The sequence below is a fragment of the Marinomonas sp. S3726 genome (assembly GCF_000967665.1).
In the GTDB taxonomy this organism is placed as follows: domain Bacteria; phylum Pseudomonadota; class Gammaproteobacteria; order Pseudomonadales; family Marinomonadaceae; genus Marinomonas.
Genome location: NZ_JXYC01000023.1, coordinates 28350 through 45024, shown reverse-complemented (window position 1 = coordinate 45024; position 16675 = coordinate 28350). Strand labels below are relative to the sequence as shown.

Sequence of the window (16675 nt, the reverse complement as noted above, 5' to 3'; positions counted from 1 at the left end):
CTACATTACATCAAAGTGACGCCTTGCTTGACGCTTTTTCCGAAAAGACTGAGAAGAGGTGACTTAATCGTAGGTTCCTTAATCTAATTTGATTATCTTGACTACTGTTTATATAAACAGTATTTTTTACTCATCTGTATTTTATGAGTAACTAAGATGATTGAAATTAAATCTTCCAAAGATATAACGCGACTTCGTCGTTTAGCTTTATCTGCTCAAGGTTTATTGCAAGTCCAACCATTTGGAAGTGGTAAGTTAGGCGCTTGTAATGCCATCAATCATCTTGGTTACGTGCAAATTGACACTATTTCTGTGGTGGAAAGAGCACATCACCACGTTTTGCATTCTCGGGTGCCCAAGTTCAAAGCAGAAATGACAAATGAACTAATGCTTAATGGTGACATTTTTGAGTATTGGTCCCATGCTGCTGCTTTCTTACCTATGTCTGATTTTCGTTATTCATTACCTTATAAAGAAGCAATTAAATCAGGCCAGACCCACTGGTATAAAGACCCTGATACCGCTTATATGGCAGAACTCTTAGCACGTGTTCGCTCTGATGGGCCGCTACGTTCTCGTGATATTGAGACACAAACTAAGAAACAAGCAGGCTGGTGGGATTGGAAGCCGGCAAAAAAGGCTTTAGAGCAGCTTTATATGCAAGGCGATTTGATGGTGAGTAGCCGTGAAGGATTCCAGAAAACCTACGACTTAACTGAACGTGTTTTACCTGATTATGTAAATACGAGCTTTCCTAGTCTTGAAGAGTTTGCTGAGCATTTATTGTCACAGCAATTAAGGTGTCATGGTTTTGTGTCTCTTAAAGGGCTCACTTATTTAAGACGCAATACTGGTTTGCGTAAAGCAATGAAAGTCTTGTTATCCGCAAGATTAGATCAAGGCCTTTTAGAGCAAATACAATTGCTTGATGGTGAGATTTATGTGATCGAAAAGGGGGCTTTAGAAAGTAAGCTTCCAAGATTACCAAAACGATTTAAAATATTATCGCCTTTCGATAATAGCCTTATACAAAGAGAGAGACTGAAAAGTATTTTTGGTTTTCAATATCAAATCGAATGCTATGTGCCAGAAGCAAAGCGTCAATATGGCTATTTTAGTTTACCTCTTTTGTATCAAGATGAATTTGTCGGTCGAATGGACTGTAAAGCACATCGTAAAGATAAACATTTTGAGATTAAGTTTTTACACTTTGAAGACTCTTTTATGGATAAAGTGTCAAAACAAAAAAAAGGTTATGAAGCTGAATTCGTGGTCTCTAGTTTCGCAGAAGCGATTCAAGCATTTAGCCATATTCAAAAGTGTGATAGTGCTTCTCTTACTAAAATGCAGCCAGTGCACCTGCATAATGATTTTGTTAAGGCGCTAGACATGCTTAATGGGAATCATGAAGTCTGTAAATAACAGTATTCATTAAAATAAGTCAAAAGGACTAGCTGAAATGCGAGATACATTTAGGGATAAAATTATCCAAGTATGTAATCAAAAAATAGAGAGTAAAGGAGAGAATGTTGGCTTATCGTTTTATGCCTTTTTCAAGAATAAAAATGATGATCCTGATTTGCTAATGGAAGCGGCTACATGGTGGATTCAAACCCACAAACTAGACCATTTCGAGAAGGCGACTAAAATAAAAAGCATGGTCGAAAAAGCTGATTAGCTTTTATTAAATAGGCCTTGAACGAAATTGGCTTAGAAATAAATCAAGTTGGAACGAAATGAATAAAGTGAATGCTAAAAAGCTACGCCATACTAAATGGACTGCGATTCAGCCACAAAATAAAGAAAAACACTTTCTTGTATCAGATGTTGAGTTTGACGAAGAGGGCAATGTAATTAGATGCCAGCTTGAAGCGATTATGACAAAGCGTTTGTTTGACATTAATTGGCAAGACTTAAGAGATAGTCAGGTTTGGCAGCAGGGCTGGTGTTAGAAGCCCTTTATCTTATATCAATTAAATACAGCTAGATTAAAACTAGATACAGGCAGCTTAAGCCGCCTTTATCTAGCTTATTTAAAGAGAAGTCTTAAGAGCCTTCTTTGTGTAAATGAACATCCATTTGTGGGTAAGGAATGCCAATGCTATTTTTATCAAAAGCGTATTTAACGGTTTCAAGCAGATCTGCTCTTACATTCCAATAATCTTCTGATTTAACCCAAGGTCTTAGGTTAAAGTTTACTGAGTTATCAGCAAGCTCAGCGACAGCAATAACGCACTCAGGATCTTTTAAAATACGCTCATCAGCAGCAACAATTTCTTCCATAATCTGTTTTGCTTGACGAATATCTGCGTCATAGCTGATCCCTACAACAAGGTCTAGACGACGTGTCTTTTCACGGGAGTAGTTGATAATGGAACCATTCATCATGGAAGCATTAGGTATGATAACAACGCGATTATCGGGTGTTTTAAGGTAGGTATGGAATAGCTCGATTTTATCCACTGAGCCTGACTCACCACCACCTTCAATATAATCGCCGCTTTTAAATGGTCGTAATAAGATAATAAGTACACCAGAGGCAAAGTTAGATAAGGAGCCTTGTAAAGCCAAACCAATGGCCAAGCCAGCCGCACCTAAAATAGCGATAAAGGAGGTCGTTTCAACACCAACTTGATCTAACGCCATTAAAATAACGGCAGCAAACAGAAGTGCATAGATAATACTGGTAGAAAAGCCTACTACTGCTTTATCAACGGAAGATTTTAGCATGAGGTGCTCGCACCATTTTGCTAATTTTGCTGCAACAAATTTACCTATAAAGAAGATGACAAGGCCAATGACTAAATTAGTTGCCCCTTCTGTGATGAGTGGCATCCACTGAGCGCTTTGATCAAATAAGTCCTCTATGTCCTTCATACTTTTAAACCTCAATTCCTAGAATTAATAATGATTGGTGAATTGGTTTGAATAGTAAGGCTTATACGTGAAATAGTCTTCATTAAGTTTGTTAGCAAACAATCAATTATTGTTATCTTTAAGTTAACTAAAGCCGATAAAACTTTAAATTAAGCCGTTCGAAAAATAAGGTGGGCGAAAAACACTCATTTGAATGATTTGTTAGTCAGGATATTGAAAAGACATTTAAAATTAGCTTTTTTGAATTAGATAAGTGGTTTAATACTCGTTAGATTCGATTCGTTTTCTCAATGAAGACCTAAGTTCGGGGAAAGCATAAAGGTAACATGGAATGCTAATCTAAGTTATTAATTTACAAGCAGGGATGCAAATGATTAGAAAAGCCAATAAAGATGATATAAAAGCCATTTGTTTTTTATCAAATGAAATAAATGCCGAGCACCATGAAGCTATGCCAAACACCTTTTCTGCATTAGGTGAAATAGCGCGTGATGCTGATTTTTGGCTCGCTCATATGGCAAGAGAAGAAAGTGATATTCTACTCATTGAAAGGCGCGATGAAATAGTTGGAATGGCCGCTGTGTCGATTCCAACAAGTCTCAAACCCTCTTTTCTGAAAGATAAGAAAACCTGTCATTTGACGATTATTGTTGTTGCCTCTTTTGCAAGGCGTCAAGGTTTAGGTAAAAAGCTGATTCGTGCGGTGGAGGAGCATGCTCACGAGAACGGCGCGTCTGAAGTGCTGTTAGAAGTGATGCAATTTAATCAATCTGCCATAAATTTTTATTTGTCTATGGGTTATGGTGACTTCTCAACGAAGTTGGTGAAGCCTTTGAAATAGTCTGGCAGGCTATTAATCTATTAATCTATTAACCAAACTGGATTGGATATGAATATATTGGTATATGGAGATTCACTTTCTTGGGGGATTATTCCGAACTCCAGAGACCGTTTAGTCTTTGCTAAGAGGTGGACTGGTGTTTTACAGCAAAAATTAGGGGATGAGTGTCGAGTAATAGAAGAATGCCTAAATGGCAGAACAACTATTTTTAATGATGTTACTCGGCCACAAAGAAATGGACTTGAGACAGTGAAAATGGTTCTAGAGTCTCACTCACCGATTGATTTAATGATCATTATGCTAGGAATTAATGATTTTCAGGATGTCATAGGTGCGAATGCTAAAGAGAGTGCTACAGGGCTCGCTAATCTTATTCGTACAGTACAGAGTATAAAGCCAGAACCAATGGCGAAACCGGTTCAACTTTTGGTCATTATCCCCCCAGAAATTAAACAACCTTTGGGGCAGATGGTGGTTAAGTTCTCAGGTTTTCAAAAAGGGAAGGGGTCGGAAGCTGAATACTTGAAACAAATTAAAGCGCTCAAAGTAGATACATTATTAGCTTCTGACCATGTTTCATTAAGTCAATTTGATGGTATTCATCTAGATGTGGAAGAGCATTTTGTTTTGGGACAGGTGATCGCTGAACGAGTGTTATCAATACCTAAAACACTTTTGTGAAATTCTAGAGCTAAGGAACAAGTATTTAATGAATAGAAAAACTGGAGAAGAAACAAAAATGAATTGGATCATTAGACCTGCAACCTCTGATGATGCTCAAGGGGTGATTAATATACTTAACCCTATTATTAAAGAGGCTAAATATACTATCTTAGACATCCCTTTTTCTTTGGAAGAGGAGGTGGCTTTTATCGAAAACTTCCCTGTAAATGGCATTTTTAATTTAGCGATCCATCCAGAAACTCAGCAAGTAGTGGGTTTTCAAGTGATAGAACCCTTTGCAACCTACACCCATGCCTTTGATCATGTGGGAGTCATTGGTAGTTTTGTTGATTCTGGATTTATGCGACAAGGTATTGCATCAAGTTTATTTTTAGCAAGTTTCGAAATAGCGAAAACAATGGGTTATGAAAAATTATTTGCCTATGTCAGACAAGACAATAAAAGGGCACTTGCCACTTATTTAAAACAAGGCTTTGAGCAAATAGGGCTTGCTAAAAAGCACGCAAAAATACGTGGCAAGTACATTGATGAAGTCTTAATTGAGAAGTTTTTGAACGCTAATAAAAAGTAATTGAAGCGAGTGAGGGATAAGTTAAATGTCGATACGACCCTTTATAAAAGATGACTATTCTAAGATTCTAGAAATATACGCCAAATCAAAGTTAGATGAATTACGATTTGAGAAACAAGAGTTTGATTTGTTGCCTCTTGAAAATGATGCGACAAGGTTGGTCGAGTTAACTGAGTCGGATATTTATGTATATGAAGAAGCAGCAGAAATTATTGCCTATGGGGCAGTATATGGTAATGAAATAAGGGCCTTATTTGTAAGTCCTGACGCAAGAGGTAAAGGTATTGGAAAAAAGCTGCTGGAGTATCTTTTATCTGTCGTTAAAGAGCCTATCTCTCTTTATGTGGCTAAAACAAATCTGGTAGCTAAATCATTATATAAAAACTATGGCTTTAAAGTAGTAGAAGAGTTTAAAACTGATTATAACCAAACCCCAGTTATTGCTAATAAGATGGTAGCTATTAACAGATATGAGTCTGTTGATTTATAAATATATGATTAGATATGCTAGAAAAGAAGATGCTAGTAATTTAGCTGTCCTATCTCTTAGAGTCTGGCTTGATACCTATGCGATAGAAGGGATTAAAGCGAACTATTCTGAATATGTTCTTAGTCAGTTTACGCCTGCATATTTTGAGTTATTGATTAGAGCTGATTCGCCTTGTATGGATGACAAGTTGATTGAAAGTCCATATAGAATCTTAGTTTTTGAGCAAGAGGGCGTGCTTAAAGGATATATTCTGATTAACCTTGCTTCTCATTTTGATGATAATAGTCAGTATGGATTTGAAATCGAAAAGCTCTATGTGGATACGAAATTCAAAGGTTTAGGAATTGGTCGAAGTTTAATTGACGCTGTAAAGCAAAACTTTGGACACCTTTTTTGGCTCTATACCTGGGTAGAGAATGAATCTAACCGTTTTTATACTCATCTAGGCTTTAAGCAAATTGGTCAGTTTAGCTTTAGTTTTAGTGAGCAGCTAATTGAAAACAATGTTTACCATTATTCTGAAACAGCAGATATAGCCAAAGGATAAAAATGATACGTAATCTTTCGGCCATCATCTATTTATTGATTGCTTCATTTAATTTAAATGCAGATGAAAGGCTAACTTTTCATCATCAAAAAGATACCTTATCAGGTGTATATTTTCCTCCGTTAAATCAAGACAGCGCAAAAGCAGTGATTTTGTTTGTTCATGGTGATGGTCCTCTTGCATATGATGCTGAGGGTTACTATGAGTTTGTTTGGCAACCCTTAAGACAATTAGGGTATGCAATATTTAGTTGGGATAAAGCTGGTGTCGGCAGCTCTTCTGGTAATTGGCTTAATCAATCTATGCTAGATAGGCAATCAGAAGTGAATACCGCAATTCAATTTATCCAAAGTAAATATGGATATACCAAGGAAACTACAGGGCTGTTGGGTTTTAGCCAGGCTGGATGGGTTCTTCCTGCAATTGCTGCACAGTCCAATGACATTGGATTTATGATAGGGATAGGTTTTGCTACTAACTGGAAGCAGCAAGGTCGGTATTATTCAAAAGTTAAACACACACTTGCGAATAAGACATCTACAGAAATTGAATCGGAATTAGCTAATTATGAACAAGATTTTAGCTTTTTAAAGACTCAGCCTAGCTACGATAAATATGTTGAAAGCAATGAATACGTTAAAGGCGATGACAAGCAGGCAATGTCTTACGAGCGATATCAATTTGTCTTAAAAAATATGAACGCTGATGCGTCAAAGGAATACAGCAAAGCCTCTGTACCTAGCTTATTTATGTGGGGGGAGGATGATTTAAATGTTGATGCAAAGTATGAATTTGGGTACTTAGAAGGGATTGATAATAAATGGTTAACCTTGAAGCTTATTCCAAACGCAAGTCATGGCATGCTAGATTCATCTATGTTTAATACTCAAGCCTTTGGGTTAACCCAGTGGTTGAAAATGATGTGGTATGAAGAAGACTCTTTTGCTACTTCATTTTTACCAGAATTAGTTCAATGGTTAGAGGTGGATAGGTTAGAAGTTGATAAACAAAACGTTAATCATAAGGCCAAACATTAAAATATTTGGCCTTATTCATTTATTAACTGGCGATTATCAAGTTAAAAAGGACTGTAAATAGTCTCTTGCCTTTTTAGACAAACTCGCTTTTTCATCTTCACTGATAAAGCTGGCTTCAATAGCATTAAGGGTAAATTGCGTGGCCTCTTCTTTACTCATTGGGAGTGCGTTGGCCACCGCAAGAAAATTATCTGTCATATAACCACCGAAGTAGGCTGGATCATCAGAGTTAATGGTGACACATAAGCCTTTACGCATAAGCTCTATGATGTTGTGGTCTTGCATTTTCTCAAACACTTTGAGTTTTGTATTTGATAAAGGGCAGACGGTAAGAGGTGTTCTTGTTTCTGCTAAGGCTTTAACCAGTTCCTCATCATCGGTACAGCGAACGCCATGATCTATGCGGGTGATCTTAAGTAAATCTAAGGCCTCTGTAATCCAGTTTGCTGGACCTTCTTCACCCGCATGGGCAACTGTAAGAAAGCCTTCATTAATTGCTTGATTAAATACTCTTTCAAACTTTTCAGGCGGGTTACCTAACTCAGATGAATCTAGACCGACCCCGATGATTTTATCTTTATGAATAAGTGCAGAGTAGAGTGTTTCAAAGGCAGAGGCTTCATCAAGATGACGTAAGAAGCACATAATGAGTTTGCTGCTTATCCCCAGATGAGTTTTGCCTTTTTCTAATGCTCTATGTATGCCATTAACCACGGTATCAAAATGAACTCCTCTTTGAGTGTGTGTTTGAGGATCAAAGAAAATTTCAGTATGAATGACATTATCTTCTTTACAGCGCAGTAAGTATGACCAAGTGAGGTCAAAAAAATCTTCCTCTTGGATGAGTACATTCGCTCCTTGATAGTAAATGTCTAAAAATGATTGTAGATTATGAAATTGGTAGGCGTCTTTAACCTCTTCAATACTCTTAAATGGGATACCTATCTGATTACGCTTCGCTAGTTGAAACATGAGGTCAGGCTCTAAAGTGCCTTCAATATGTAAATGAAGTTCTACCTTCGGTAGCTTTTCAATAAAGTTTTTCATGACAGAATCCTTAATAAACTAATTTATTAAGCACTTATCTTCTTAGTAAACTGAGGCTGTTTGGTTACAAAGAGAAAAGCGCATAACGCAAGACTCTTCGTAATCAGGAATTATCGGTTCCTGGTAGAGACCCCCAAACCATATCATTGGGGTTATACGAGAGGGCTTAAAACATTTAAGCTTATTTACTATTACCTGATTTTGTTGATGAGTCAATATTTTCAATCCAAATTCATTTCACTAGCTAAGCTTTTCTCTTTATTGATATCCTGATAAAGAGAAGTATTGATAAGGAATTACCATGACTAATGAGATGTTTAACCTATTTTGCCAAGGCTTCACTGGAACTAGCCATGTTGTGCAATGGGGAAATGCTGACGTGTGGAAAGTCGGAGGAAAAGTGTTTGCAGTTGGCTGGCTTAAAGAAGGGAATATGGCAATTACTTTTAAAGTATCCGATACTAATTTTGACTTTTTAGGTCAGCACCCAGATTACCAACCAGCGCCTTATTTTGCTAATCGCGGTATGAAGTGGATACAAATTATTAATAGTCACTCTGATAATGATGACGACTTAAACTACTACTTGTCAGAGTCTTATCGTCTAGTCTCTTTAAAACTGACTAAGGCAAAACAGAAAGAGTTAGGTTTAAATCAAGTTGCAAAATAGTATCTGATATTTTTTCTATAGTTGAATGCTTATATCTAAGGGAATAAGAATGAAAATTGCGGTTTTTTGTGGTTCAAGTAATGGTAACAATCCAGAATATGTTAAAGCGGCACAAGCTCTTGGACGTTACTTTGCTGAACAAGGCATTGACCTTGTTTATGGTGGCGGAAAAGTTGGCTTAATGGGAGCCATTGCTGATTCAGTTTTAGCCCATGGAGGTAAGGTTTTCGGGGTTATCCCAGAACATTTGAAAGAAAGGGAAATTGCTCATAGAGGGTTAACTGAGCTAAGGGTTGTTGCTGATATGCATGAGAGAAAAGCTATGATGGCGGATATGGCTGATGCATTTGTTGCTCTTCCTGGAGGTGCAGGAACTTTAGAGGAAATTTTTGAGGTTTGGACTTGGGCTCAATTAGGTCATCATACTAAACCTTGTGCGTTTTATAACGTGAACGGTTTTTATGACTTATTGAAAGAGATGATTAACAAGATGAGTTCTTCAGGATTTGTAAAGCCTCATTATGCCGATATGCTGATTCACTGCTCTGATACAGAATCCTTGGTTAGTTTAATAAAATCGTATCAAGCTCCGCAAAAAAAGTGGCATTAGTCACGGATTAAAGTAGGTGATTTTTAGGGTATGGTGGAGGCTCTTAAGGGTTTAATTTAGCTTTACTTTTATAGTGGGGGGAATATAGGCGACCATCCTTGATGCGCCATTCGTCGAAGACTGCTTTGATTTAATTAAGGTATTGACGACTATATTTAGACGATTTAGCGAACAGAATTGAGCAAAGTAGGCAAAAAAGTATACCAAAACCATAAACCAGCGCTTCATTCTCTATTAACTGATAAATACTAAAGAACATAACGGAGAAAACAATCACCAAAACTAGACTATGAAGCATTGGGTTATTTTTTGAAAAAATTGCATAACTTCTGAACATACTTTGATCTCATTCTTTAAAACGCGTTGTACTTTTGAAGCAACATCTACTGGCTGTTAATTAATAACAGGTATATTAGATGAAAAGTTGTTTGTTTTTTATGCTTTATCTATCAAACTCGCAAATTTTTACATAACTAATTTAAATTGGGCTGTAATATTTCGTAATAATGTTAGTTTTGTATCTTTGTGTAACTTTTATGAGCGTAATATCATGTAATTGATAAGTTGAGTTTTACTCAAGATTAATTTGAACTTGATTTTAAAATTTTTAAATTAAGTTGTTGAATTTAATGGTTTTTATATGTTTTAAAAAACTTATGTTTCTTTGATTATAGTCACTTTTGTTTTTAATTTTTATATTAACCATCTATTTACCCCTTGATTTAACGCATGGCTTTAACAATTGTTACATGAAAATATTTATAAAACGCTTTTCGCTTGTTGAAATAATGAACTATGTAAAAATTAAGGAAAAAGCCTCTGAAAAATAATCAATATCTGCTAATTAATCAGATAAATACGTTTAAGAATCGTTTGGTTTGGCATGATGAGAATAGGTACCACTTTAATTTTTGTATAAATATCACACAAAAATATTCAGTATTAAATGTTTAGTATATTAATTTATTACATTTGGTAATTTCTATTATTTGAAATTTGATATATCTCGTTTTTTTATTTAAAAATTCAATTTAACCACTCTAAGTCTAATCAGTCTCTAAATACTTGGTAACAAGTGCGCTTCCTAAAATGTTACTTAATATCAAGGATGATGATTAAGTAAATTTCTATAATGATGCTCCTATATTCAATATATCTAATAAGCTCTTTTATTCGTGTTTGATGGGGAGTAGAGCTTGATAATGGCTAGCGAGCAAAACTTGAAATATGAAAATGGAATTTAACTTTAAGGCGGCCGGTCAACGAAGGTTAGCCATTCAGCTTAGTACTATCTCTTTGTTTAGTATATTGGCTGGTTGTGGAGGATCTTCAGATACTGGCACAAGTAACAATGCCTCAAGCTCATCTCAAAGCACAGGGTCCTATATTTTTTTTCGAGATCAAGATAGTGAGGTTGCTGAAATCGGAGGAAATTTACAGCTGTTAGTTCCAGAAAACAGTTCAGAAAAAGTTGAATCAGTTTCTTTGTATTGGGCAGACTTTTCTGGTAACAGATCTGGTGATTCATGGCTAACTGTAACAGTACCAGATAGCGGTGAAATTACTATTCCTGCAAATACCTCATTGCCCAATAAGATTAATGCGTTTCTTGTTTACCCGATCAATGCTGAGGGAGTTGAAGGTAGGTCTAATCTGATAAAATTTCATGACTTTATTGGTAATTCTTTAGTATCTGGCCCTGGTGGGATAGCAGACTCTTTAAATAACTCAGGTGATGACCATCCAGACTCTGGTGACGGGTTAACTAGGAACGGCGCTTGGTATTATGGTGGATTAAGTACTAAAGATAGGCCAAAAATACCCGCTTACAGATCTAACCTAGGTGGTGGTACTTGTGTCTATGACAATGGTTTGGTTGCTATCACTGATATGGCCAATGGCAGAGATGCCTATTGGGAAGCAAACTCGTCTAACGGGAAAGCGAATATTGTGAATGAAGTGGATTTCCCCGCCTTTTCATTCTTATGCGATGAAGTAACACCAACGAACCTTTCATTTGAAGTGCCTAGAATTAAAGATGAGCACGGGGCTTGGAGCTATTCAGCTATAAATGACGCTATGTCATATGGGACTTTCGTTTACGATTTTTTCCTTAAATACCTTGGAGAGCCTCCTCTCGATGACAAAATAAGAATTCGAACCCACTATGGTCCTGAAATAAGCCCAACAGGTTATGAGACAGCCCATTGGGATGGTGCTTATGTCAATATTCATGGAATCATAGATGTAAGTAAAATGGCCACATTAGACATAATCGCACATGAAGTCGGGCATGGCGTCTTAAGTCGTATTTCACAGTTAAAAGCATTTGATAATGAATTAAGCCATGATGCCTATACATTGCATGAAGCTTTTGGTGACATCTCTGGCGTTGTTGCAAAGTTTGAGTTTGCAGGCAAATTAGATTGGGTACATGGTGCTGAATCGAGAGCTAGGGTAAGGCGATTAAATCAAATTAAAACTGAAGCGACAGCAATAGAAAGTTATTTAGATTATGACGATGCTGATAAAAATTATTATTTAAGAATCGGTATGATAACTTATCCATTTTACCTTCTTACAAATAAGTGGGGAATTGATAATAGCTATGCAGTTGTACTAGATGCCGCTAAAGGGTGCTGGACTAGCCGCTCAACATTACCTCATGCCGCAGCTTGTATCGAGCAGGCTGCAATTAACAAAGGCTTGTCTGAATCCGATGTAGAGGAAGCATTTAAAACAGTTAAAATTAAGTTGTTTGATGAGGGTGTCTTAAGCCATTTTACTTCGAATAGGAATAACCTCACCATTAATTTTAGTGATAATAGTAAAAGTACAGGCATTGTAAACACTTGGGTTTGGGACTTTGGTGATGGTCAGAATTCACACCTTATTAACCCAACTCACACTTACGCTAACGCAGGAACCTATAAAATTAAACTCACTGTGAGCGACAGCACAGGGGATAGTGATAGTTTTGAAAAAGAGATAACAGTGGGGGAATAATCGATGTTAGGTACCTTTTGGTCAGTTAGTAACAGACAAACCTAATGTATGTTTTTAATCAATAGAATCCATAGAGAGTTAGAATGTGTCCTTTGTCCTAATTCGTGAGATCTTAAAGTAAGTTTTGATCTTTACTGAATAATCTCTTTGTTTAATACCTAACATTTAACTTTATGAAAGAGTATTACAAAGCGTAGGGACTCTGTGAAAATGGATTTTTCTTCTTTTCGTTGCAATCAAGCATCATATATTTTAGTCGTTAGTATTACGCTTGTCTCTTGTGGTGGAGGCTCATCAGACAGTGATCCAGTAACGAACACTCCGATTAATTTAATCGCATCTCCCCATTATTTTAGGGATTTAGATTCATCTACAGATGAAATAGGTGGCACATTACATTTGCAGCAAACCAATGTGGCTGATGAACAAGTTACTAGTGTTCGCTTATATTGGGCGGATGCTTCAAACCATAAAAATGGTGGTGCTTGGTTAAATTCAGTTGCTTCAAATGATTTTAAAGTCAATATTCCTGACAATACGCCCATCCCAGCTAATACCAGCGCCTTTTTAATGTATCCAATAAATGAGGGTGAAGAAGAAGGGACGCCTAGTGTTATTAAATTTCATGACTTTATCGGTAATACACTCGTTTCAGGTCCTGGGGGAATAGCTGATTCTTTGAATAACCCTTCAGACGATCATCCAAACCCAGGTAACGGTAAAACAAAGGATGATGCTTGGTATTATGGCGGTTTAAGTACAAATGATAGAGAACGGCTGAGAGCTTATCGTTCAGATTTAGGGGGGGGCACATGTGTCTATGATAATGGTTTGGTTGCAGTTACTGACATGGCCCATGAAATAGACCCAGATTGGCATGACAGGTCTACTAAAGGCTTAATCAATTTAGTGAATGAAGTTACTTTTCCTGCTTTTTCGTTCTTGTGTGATGAAGTCAATCCAACCAACGCTCTCTACGAAGTACCAAGAGTAAAGGATGAGTATGGTCCATGGACTTATTCGCAACTAAACGATGCTTTGTTTTATGGCACAAAGGTTTACGAAATCTATTTAAAATATCTTGGTGAACCGCCCTTAAAGGAAAAAATACGTTTGAGGGTTCACTATGGTTTGGCAACAACGACTAAACCAGAAGCTTACTGGGATGGTGTCTATGCAAACTTTAAAGACGCGCAGGATGTCTCTTTTTTCACATCGTTAGATATTATCGCTCATGAAGTTGGCCATGGTGTATTAACTCGAATAGCAGATATGGATATATACAAATATGACTTAGGGATAGATGCGAGAACATTGCATGAAGCCTTTGGTGATATTTCTGGAGTGATAGCTAAATATGAATATACAGGGAAGCTGAATTGGAAGCACAATGAAGAGTCGAAAATGGGAATACGACATCTAGATCGAATCAAAACGGAATCTGAAGCCATCTCTAGTATGTTTGATTACGATAATACTGGTGAAAACTACTATTTAAGAATAGGCATGATTACTTACCCATTTTATTTATTAGCCAATAAGTGGGGAGTTGAAAGTACATATCGTATTGTTATTGATGCAGCTAGGAATTGCTGGACCCATCAATCCGACCTCTTAGATGGGGCCCGTTGTATTGAACAATCTGCAGTTAATAAAGGTTTTCCTGAATCAGATGTTGAAGACGCTTTTAAAGCGGTAAAAATTAAGCTTTTTGAGGAAGGTGTACTTAGCCATTTTAATACCAATAAAGATAAGCTGACTGTTACCTTTACAGATAATAGCCAAAGTACAGGAACAGTAGATACTTGGTTGTGGGACTTTGGTGATGGAACAAATTCAAACCTAGTTAACCCTGTTCATACTTATGCTATCGCTGGTGATTATAAAGTGACTTTGACAGTGAGTGACAGTACAGGGGATCAAGATAACTTTGAAAGAAGTTTAACAATCAGTACTGAATGATGCAGGATTACTCAACGTGATTTAGTTTCCATACCTTGAATATAAGTAAAAAATCATGTTAAAACTCTCCACCATTAAAGCTTAATAGAGCTTACAAATTAGCTTTATTTAAACCTGTTAGTGTAAAGGGGATGTTTTGTCGGATCAGGGTACTCATAGTAATGAGACTGAAGACGTGAGTAAGCCAATCGGTATTTTGATTTCAATTGGTTTTTGTATTGTTTTTATCGCTTTCTTTGCAGTTGTTATCATAGCAACTCAGTTTGATCTATTTCCTGCTTATGCAGCTGAAGGTTACTATTTTCAACAAACTGGCTTGTTTGTTAATTTCCTTTCAAACATGCTAATTTGCTTAGGGTTAGCTTGCTCTCTTTGTCAACTGAAAAAAGATGCCATTTACTGGGCTCTTGGTCTATTTTTATTCGACTTGGTTTCTACTAGTTATTGGGTGTTTACTCATAATTGGTTTGATATTGTCGGCTTTAAAGAGCTTGTTGCAATTTCTATTTTCTGGACAGGAGTCTGTATCATTTTTGTCTACTGTCTGAATCTTAAAAAGAAAAAACGGCTTAGTTAAGCTGTCTATCAAATGTTGTTGTTGAATTTTGCTAAGTCAGTAGCTTCTGATTCTTGCTTATTTTAGAATATAAAAAGCGTGAAGTGATAATTTTAAATATTTGATTTTAGAGAAAATATTATGCCAAAAGCCAGTGAGATTAAAAAAAATACAGCTGTTGAATATAATGGTGAAGTATATATCGTAAGGGACATAGAACGTTCTGTACCTCAGGGGCGTGCCGGCGGAAGCATTTATCGTATGCGTATGTACAATGTGGTTAACAACCACAAAATCGATGAGTCTTTTAAAGATTCAGATATGATCAATTTAGCCGACTTAGTAAGGCGTGCCTCTGCTTTCTCATACTCTGATGGTAATGAGTATGTCTTCATGGATAACGAAGATTACTCTTCATACAGTTTAGATAAAGATGCAATCGAAGATGAATTATTGTTTATCACAGAAGAGACAGCTGGCATTCAAGTAATTATGGTAAATGATTCGCCTGTTGGCCTTGAGTTACCTATTAATGTTGAGCTGACGATTGAGCAAACTGATCCATCCATAAAAGGTGGCTCAGCAACCGCCAGAACAAAACCTGCTGAATTAACGACAGGTCTTATTGTGCAAGTGCCTGAGCATATTTCGACAGGCGATAGAATTAAAATTAATGTGGAAGAGCGTAAATTTGTTGGTCGTGTAGACGCTAAATAAATTTATTATTCGCATCTTAAAGAGCAGTTTGTAATAAGACTGCTCTTTATTTGAGAGTTATTACTCTCCATCTCGTATTGTATCTTCAAAAAACTGAATAAATACCTGACTTGCTTTAGAAAGATAATGGCTCTTTTTCCAAGCTAACCCGAGTTTGAAACTCATTTTTGGGATGAAAGGAATTGCTTTTATCTCATGTTCACCAACCAGCGTTCTTGCTAAGCAAGTTGTGATGCCGACATCATTTTTAACTAAGCTTTTTTGTAATTCGATCAAGTTTGTCTCCATACGAATATCTAACTTAATTTGATTCTGCTTAGAAAAGTGGCTGACAGATTCTCTGAGGAAATAACCTTCGTGGAATAAGACAAGAGGGTAACGACAAAACTCAGCTAAATTCGTATGAGTTTTTAGGGCAAGCTCATGCGTGATTGCCATTGCTGCTACGACTTCTTCTTCCATTCTTGCTGTATAACGCAATTGATCATTTTCATGGTTACATCTGACAAGAGCTAAATCTAACTCACTATTAATTAACATGGTTTCAAGAGCATCAGTGCCCTGATCGATAAGGCGTATCTTAATATCTGGATATTTTTTCTTAAACTTTGTTAGTAGTTCAGGAAAGAAGTAAGAACCCATCATGGCGGATACGCCAAGCGATACCTCGCCTTTCATGCCACCTTTAAGTTCCTCTAGTGCTAAGCTCATTTGCTGAGATTGCTCTAACAGGGCACTTGCATATTGATAAAAAACTTTACCATCTGCAGTAAGGAGCGCATTTTTTTCAGCTCGATTTATGAGTTTTAAACCGACTTCTTGCTCTAGCTTCTGCATGGCAATGGTTAAAGCAGGCTGAGCTATGCCTATTTTTCTGGCTGTACGGGTAAAGTTACCTAATTGAGCAAGTTGGCAGAAATAATCAAGACGTTTTAAGTTCATGAATAGGGCCTAAGTAGATCGAATTTAAATATAATAAATTTATGAAAAATATAAAAACTATATATTATATTTATTTTTTGTAAGTCGGTAGACTCAAACTAAATAAAGATAACATGTC

General features: G+C 36.6%; 18 protein-coding genes and 1 riboswitch. Of the genes, 15 read left to right on the top strand and 3 right to left on the bottom strand.

Features of this window, described 5'->3' with window-relative positions; translation table 11 throughout:
- The first annotated feature begins 156 nt into the window (after positions 1 to 156).
- From TW85_RS17390 to TW85_RS17380, 3 genes are read left to right on the top strand one after another with little or no spacing between them, the layout of a single operon-like run.
- On the top strand, positions 157 to 1422 hold the full coding sequence (locus TW85_RS17390) for a crosslink repair DNA glycosylase YcaQ family protein (RefSeq protein WP_046018405.1): 1266 nt from the start codon (positions 157 to 159) through the stop codon (positions 1420 to 1422).
- Positions 1423 to 1459: 37 nt separating this feature from the next.
- Complete coding sequence (locus TW85_RS17385; protein WP_046018404.1) at positions 1460 to 1678, top strand: DUF6500 family protein; 219 nt, start codon at positions 1460 to 1462, stop codon at positions 1676 to 1678.
- A gap of 58 nt (positions 1679 to 1736) precedes the next feature.
- On the top strand, positions 1737 to 1952 hold the full coding sequence (locus TW85_RS17380) for a TIGR02450 family Trp-rich protein (RefSeq protein ID WP_009835857.1): 216 nt from the start codon (positions 1737 to 1739) through the stop codon (positions 1950 to 1952).
- Between the two features lie 94 nt (positions 1953 to 2046).
- Here TW85_RS17380 and TW85_RS17375 read toward each other — a convergent pair whose 3' ends face one another.
- Positions 2047 to 2877 carry a mechanosensitive ion channel domain-containing protein gene (locus TW85_RS17375; protein ID WP_052702271.1) on the bottom strand — a complete coding sequence of 277 codons (831 nt, stop codon included), beginning with the start codon at positions 2875 to 2877 and terminating at the stop codon, positions 2047 to 2049.
- 370 nt (positions 2878 to 3247) lie between these two features.
- On the opposite strand from TW85_RS17375, the gene TW85_RS17370 reads away from it, so the two are divergent.
- The 6 genes from TW85_RS17370 to TW85_RS17345 are packed head-to-tail and all read left to right on the top strand — an operon-like array spanning position 3248 to position 7047.
- Positions 3248 to 3718 (top strand): GNAT family N-acetyltransferase, encoded by a 471-nt coding sequence (locus TW85_RS17370; RefSeq protein ID WP_046018403.1) that lies wholly within the window; start codon positions 3248 to 3250, stop codon positions 3716 to 3718.
- 48 nt (positions 3719 to 3766) lie between these two features.
- The gene (locus TW85_RS17365; protein WP_046018402.1) at positions 3767 to 4399 is read left to right on the top strand and encodes a GDSL-type esterase/lipase family protein; all 633 of its coding nucleotides are present in this window, start codon (positions 3767 to 3769) and stop codon (positions 4397 to 4399) included.
- Positions 4400 to 4427: 28 nt separating this feature from the next.
- On the top strand, positions 4428 to 4973 hold the full coding sequence (locus tag TW85_RS17360) for a GNAT family N-acetyltransferase (RefSeq protein ID WP_238326244.1): 546 nt from the start codon (positions 4428 to 4430) through the stop codon (positions 4971 to 4973).
- A gap of 25 nt (positions 4974 to 4998) precedes the next feature.
- A complete protein-coding gene (locus TW85_RS17355; RefSeq protein ID WP_046018401.1) occupies positions 4999 to 5463 on the top strand; it encodes a GNAT family N-acetyltransferase in 465 nt (154 codons plus the stop codon).
- The gene (locus TW85_RS17350) at positions 5444 to 6010 is read left to right on the top strand and encodes a GNAT family N-acetyltransferase (RefSeq protein WP_202904878.1); all 567 of its coding nucleotides are present in this window, start codon (positions 5444 to 5446) and stop codon (positions 6008 to 6010) included. Before TW85_RS17355 ends, TW85_RS17350 begins: the two co-directional genes overlap by 20 nt.
- A 2-nt stretch (positions 6011 to 6012) precedes the next feature.
- Entirely contained in the window at positions 6013 to 7047 is a 1035-nt protein-coding gene (locus tag TW85_RS17345; RefSeq protein ID WP_046018400.1) for an alpha/beta hydrolase, read from the top strand.
- 36 nt (positions 7048 to 7083) lie between these two features.
- Here the strand turns inward: TW85_RS17345 and TW85_RS17340 are convergent, their stop codons facing one another.
- Positions 7084 to 8094 (bottom strand): adenosine deaminase, encoded by a 1011-nt coding sequence (locus TW85_RS17340; protein ID WP_046018399.1) that lies wholly within the window; start codon positions 8092 to 8094, stop codon positions 7084 to 7086.
- A gap of 80 nt (positions 8095 to 8174) precedes the next feature.
- Positions 8175 to 8274, bottom strand: a riboswitch (purine riboswitch).
- Positions 8275 to 8395: 121 nt separating this feature from the next.
- On the opposite strand from TW85_RS17340, the gene TW85_RS17335 reads away from it, so the two are divergent.
- From TW85_RS17335 to yeiP, 6 genes are all read left to right on the top strand, one after another.
- On the top strand, positions 8396 to 8764 hold the full coding sequence (locus tag TW85_RS17335) for an MmcQ/YjbR family DNA-binding protein (protein WP_046018398.1): 369 nt from the start codon (positions 8396 to 8398) through the stop codon (positions 8762 to 8764).
- Positions 8765 to 8813: 49 nt separating this feature from the next.
- The gene (locus tag TW85_RS17330) at positions 8814 to 9374 is read left to right on the top strand and encodes a TIGR00730 family Rossman fold protein (RefSeq protein WP_046018397.1); all 561 of its coding nucleotides are present in this window, start codon (positions 8814 to 8816) and stop codon (positions 9372 to 9374) included.
- 1233 nt (positions 9375 to 10607) lie between these two features.
- The gene (locus TW85_RS17325) at positions 10608 to 12380 is read left to right on the top strand and encodes a PKD domain-containing protein (protein WP_046018396.1); all 1773 of its coding nucleotides are present in this window, start codon (positions 10608 to 10610) and stop codon (positions 12378 to 12380) included.
- Between the two features lie 210 nt (positions 12381 to 12590).
- A complete protein-coding gene (locus TW85_RS17320) occupies positions 12591 to 14342 on the top strand; it encodes a PKD domain-containing protein (protein WP_046018395.1) in 1752 nt (583 codons plus the stop codon).
- 136 nt (positions 14343 to 14478) lie between these two features.
- Positions 14479 to 14919: a hypothetical protein gene (locus tag TW85_RS17315; protein WP_046018394.1), complete on the top strand. Its 441-nt coding sequence runs from the start codon at positions 14479 to 14481 to the stop codon at positions 14917 to 14919.
- A 120-nt stretch (positions 14920 to 15039) separates the two neighbouring features.
- Complete coding sequence (gene yeiP, locus TW85_RS17310) at positions 15040 to 15615, top strand: elongation factor P-like protein YeiP (protein ID WP_009835867.1); 576 nt, start codon at positions 15040 to 15042, stop codon at positions 15613 to 15615.
- A 60-nt stretch (positions 15616 to 15675) separates the two neighbouring features.
- On the opposite strand, the gene TW85_RS17305 is transcribed toward yeiP, so the two are convergent.
- Entirely contained in the window at positions 15676 to 16557 is an 882-nt protein-coding gene (locus TW85_RS17305; protein ID WP_046018393.1) for a LysR family transcriptional regulator, read from the bottom strand.
- Positions 16558 to 16675: the final 118 nt, after the last annotated feature.

What these genes read in the sequence shown, in the direction of transcription:
- TW85_RS17390 (WP_046018405.1), top strand. Translation starts at nt 157, where the DNA reads ATGATTGAAATTAAATCTTCCAAAGATATAACGCGACTTCGTCGTTTA.
- TW85_RS17385 (WP_046018404.1), top strand. Translation starts at nt 1,460, where the DNA reads ATGCGAGATACATTTAGGGATAAAATTATCCAAGTATGTAATCAAAAA.
- TW85_RS17380 (WP_009835857.1), top strand. Translation starts at nt 1,737, where the DNA reads ATGAATAAAGTGAATGCTAAAAAGCTACGCCATACTAAATGGACTGCG.
- TW85_RS17375 (WP_052702271.1), bottom strand. Translation starts at nt 2,877, where the DNA reads ATGAAGGACATAGAGGACTTATTTGATCAAAGCGCTCAGTGGATGCCA.
- TW85_RS17370 (WP_046018403.1), top strand. Translation starts at nt 3,248, where the DNA reads ATGATTAGAAAAGCCAATAAAGATGATATAAAAGCCATTTGTTTTTTA.
- TW85_RS17365 (WP_046018402.1), top strand. Translation starts at nt 3,767, where the DNA reads ATGAATATATTGGTATATGGAGATTCACTTTCTTGGGGGATTATTCCG.
- TW85_RS17360 (WP_238326244.1), top strand. Translation starts at nt 4,428, where the DNA reads ATGAATAGAAAAACTGGAGAAGAAACAAAAATGAATTGGATCATTAGA.
- TW85_RS17355 (WP_046018401.1), top strand. Translation starts at nt 4,999, where the DNA reads ATGTCGATACGACCCTTTATAAAAGATGACTATTCTAAGATTCTAGAA.
- TW85_RS17350 (WP_202904878.1), top strand. Translation starts at nt 5,444, where the DNA reads ATGAGTCTGTTGATTTATAAATATATGATTAGATATGCTAGAAAAGAA.
- TW85_RS17345 (WP_046018400.1), top strand. Translation starts at nt 6,013, where the DNA reads ATGATACGTAATCTTTCGGCCATCATCTATTTATTGATTGCTTCATTT.
- TW85_RS17340 (WP_046018399.1), bottom strand. Translation starts at nt 8,094, where the DNA reads ATGAAAAACTTTATTGAAAAGCTACCGAAGGTAGAACTTCATTTACAT.
- TW85_RS17335 (WP_046018398.1), top strand. Translation starts at nt 8,396, where the DNA reads ATGACTAATGAGATGTTTAACCTATTTTGCCAAGGCTTCACTGGAACT.
- TW85_RS17330 (WP_046018397.1), top strand. Translation starts at nt 8,814, where the DNA reads ATGAAAATTGCGGTTTTTTGTGGTTCAAGTAATGGTAACAATCCAGAA.
- TW85_RS17325 (WP_046018396.1), top strand. Translation starts at nt 10,608, where the DNA reads ATGGAATTTAACTTTAAGGCGGCCGGTCAACGAAGGTTAGCCATTCAG.
- TW85_RS17320 (WP_046018395.1), top strand. Translation starts at nt 12,591, where the DNA reads ATGGATTTTTCTTCTTTTCGTTGCAATCAAGCATCATATATTTTAGTC.
- yeiP (WP_009835867.1), top strand. Translation starts at nt 15,040, where the DNA reads ATGCCAAAAGCCAGTGAGATTAAAAAAAATACAGCTGTTGAATATAAT.
- TW85_RS17305 (WP_046018393.1), bottom strand. Translation starts at nt 16,557, where the DNA reads ATGAACTTAAAACGTCTTGATTATTTCTGCCAACTTGCTCAATTAGGT.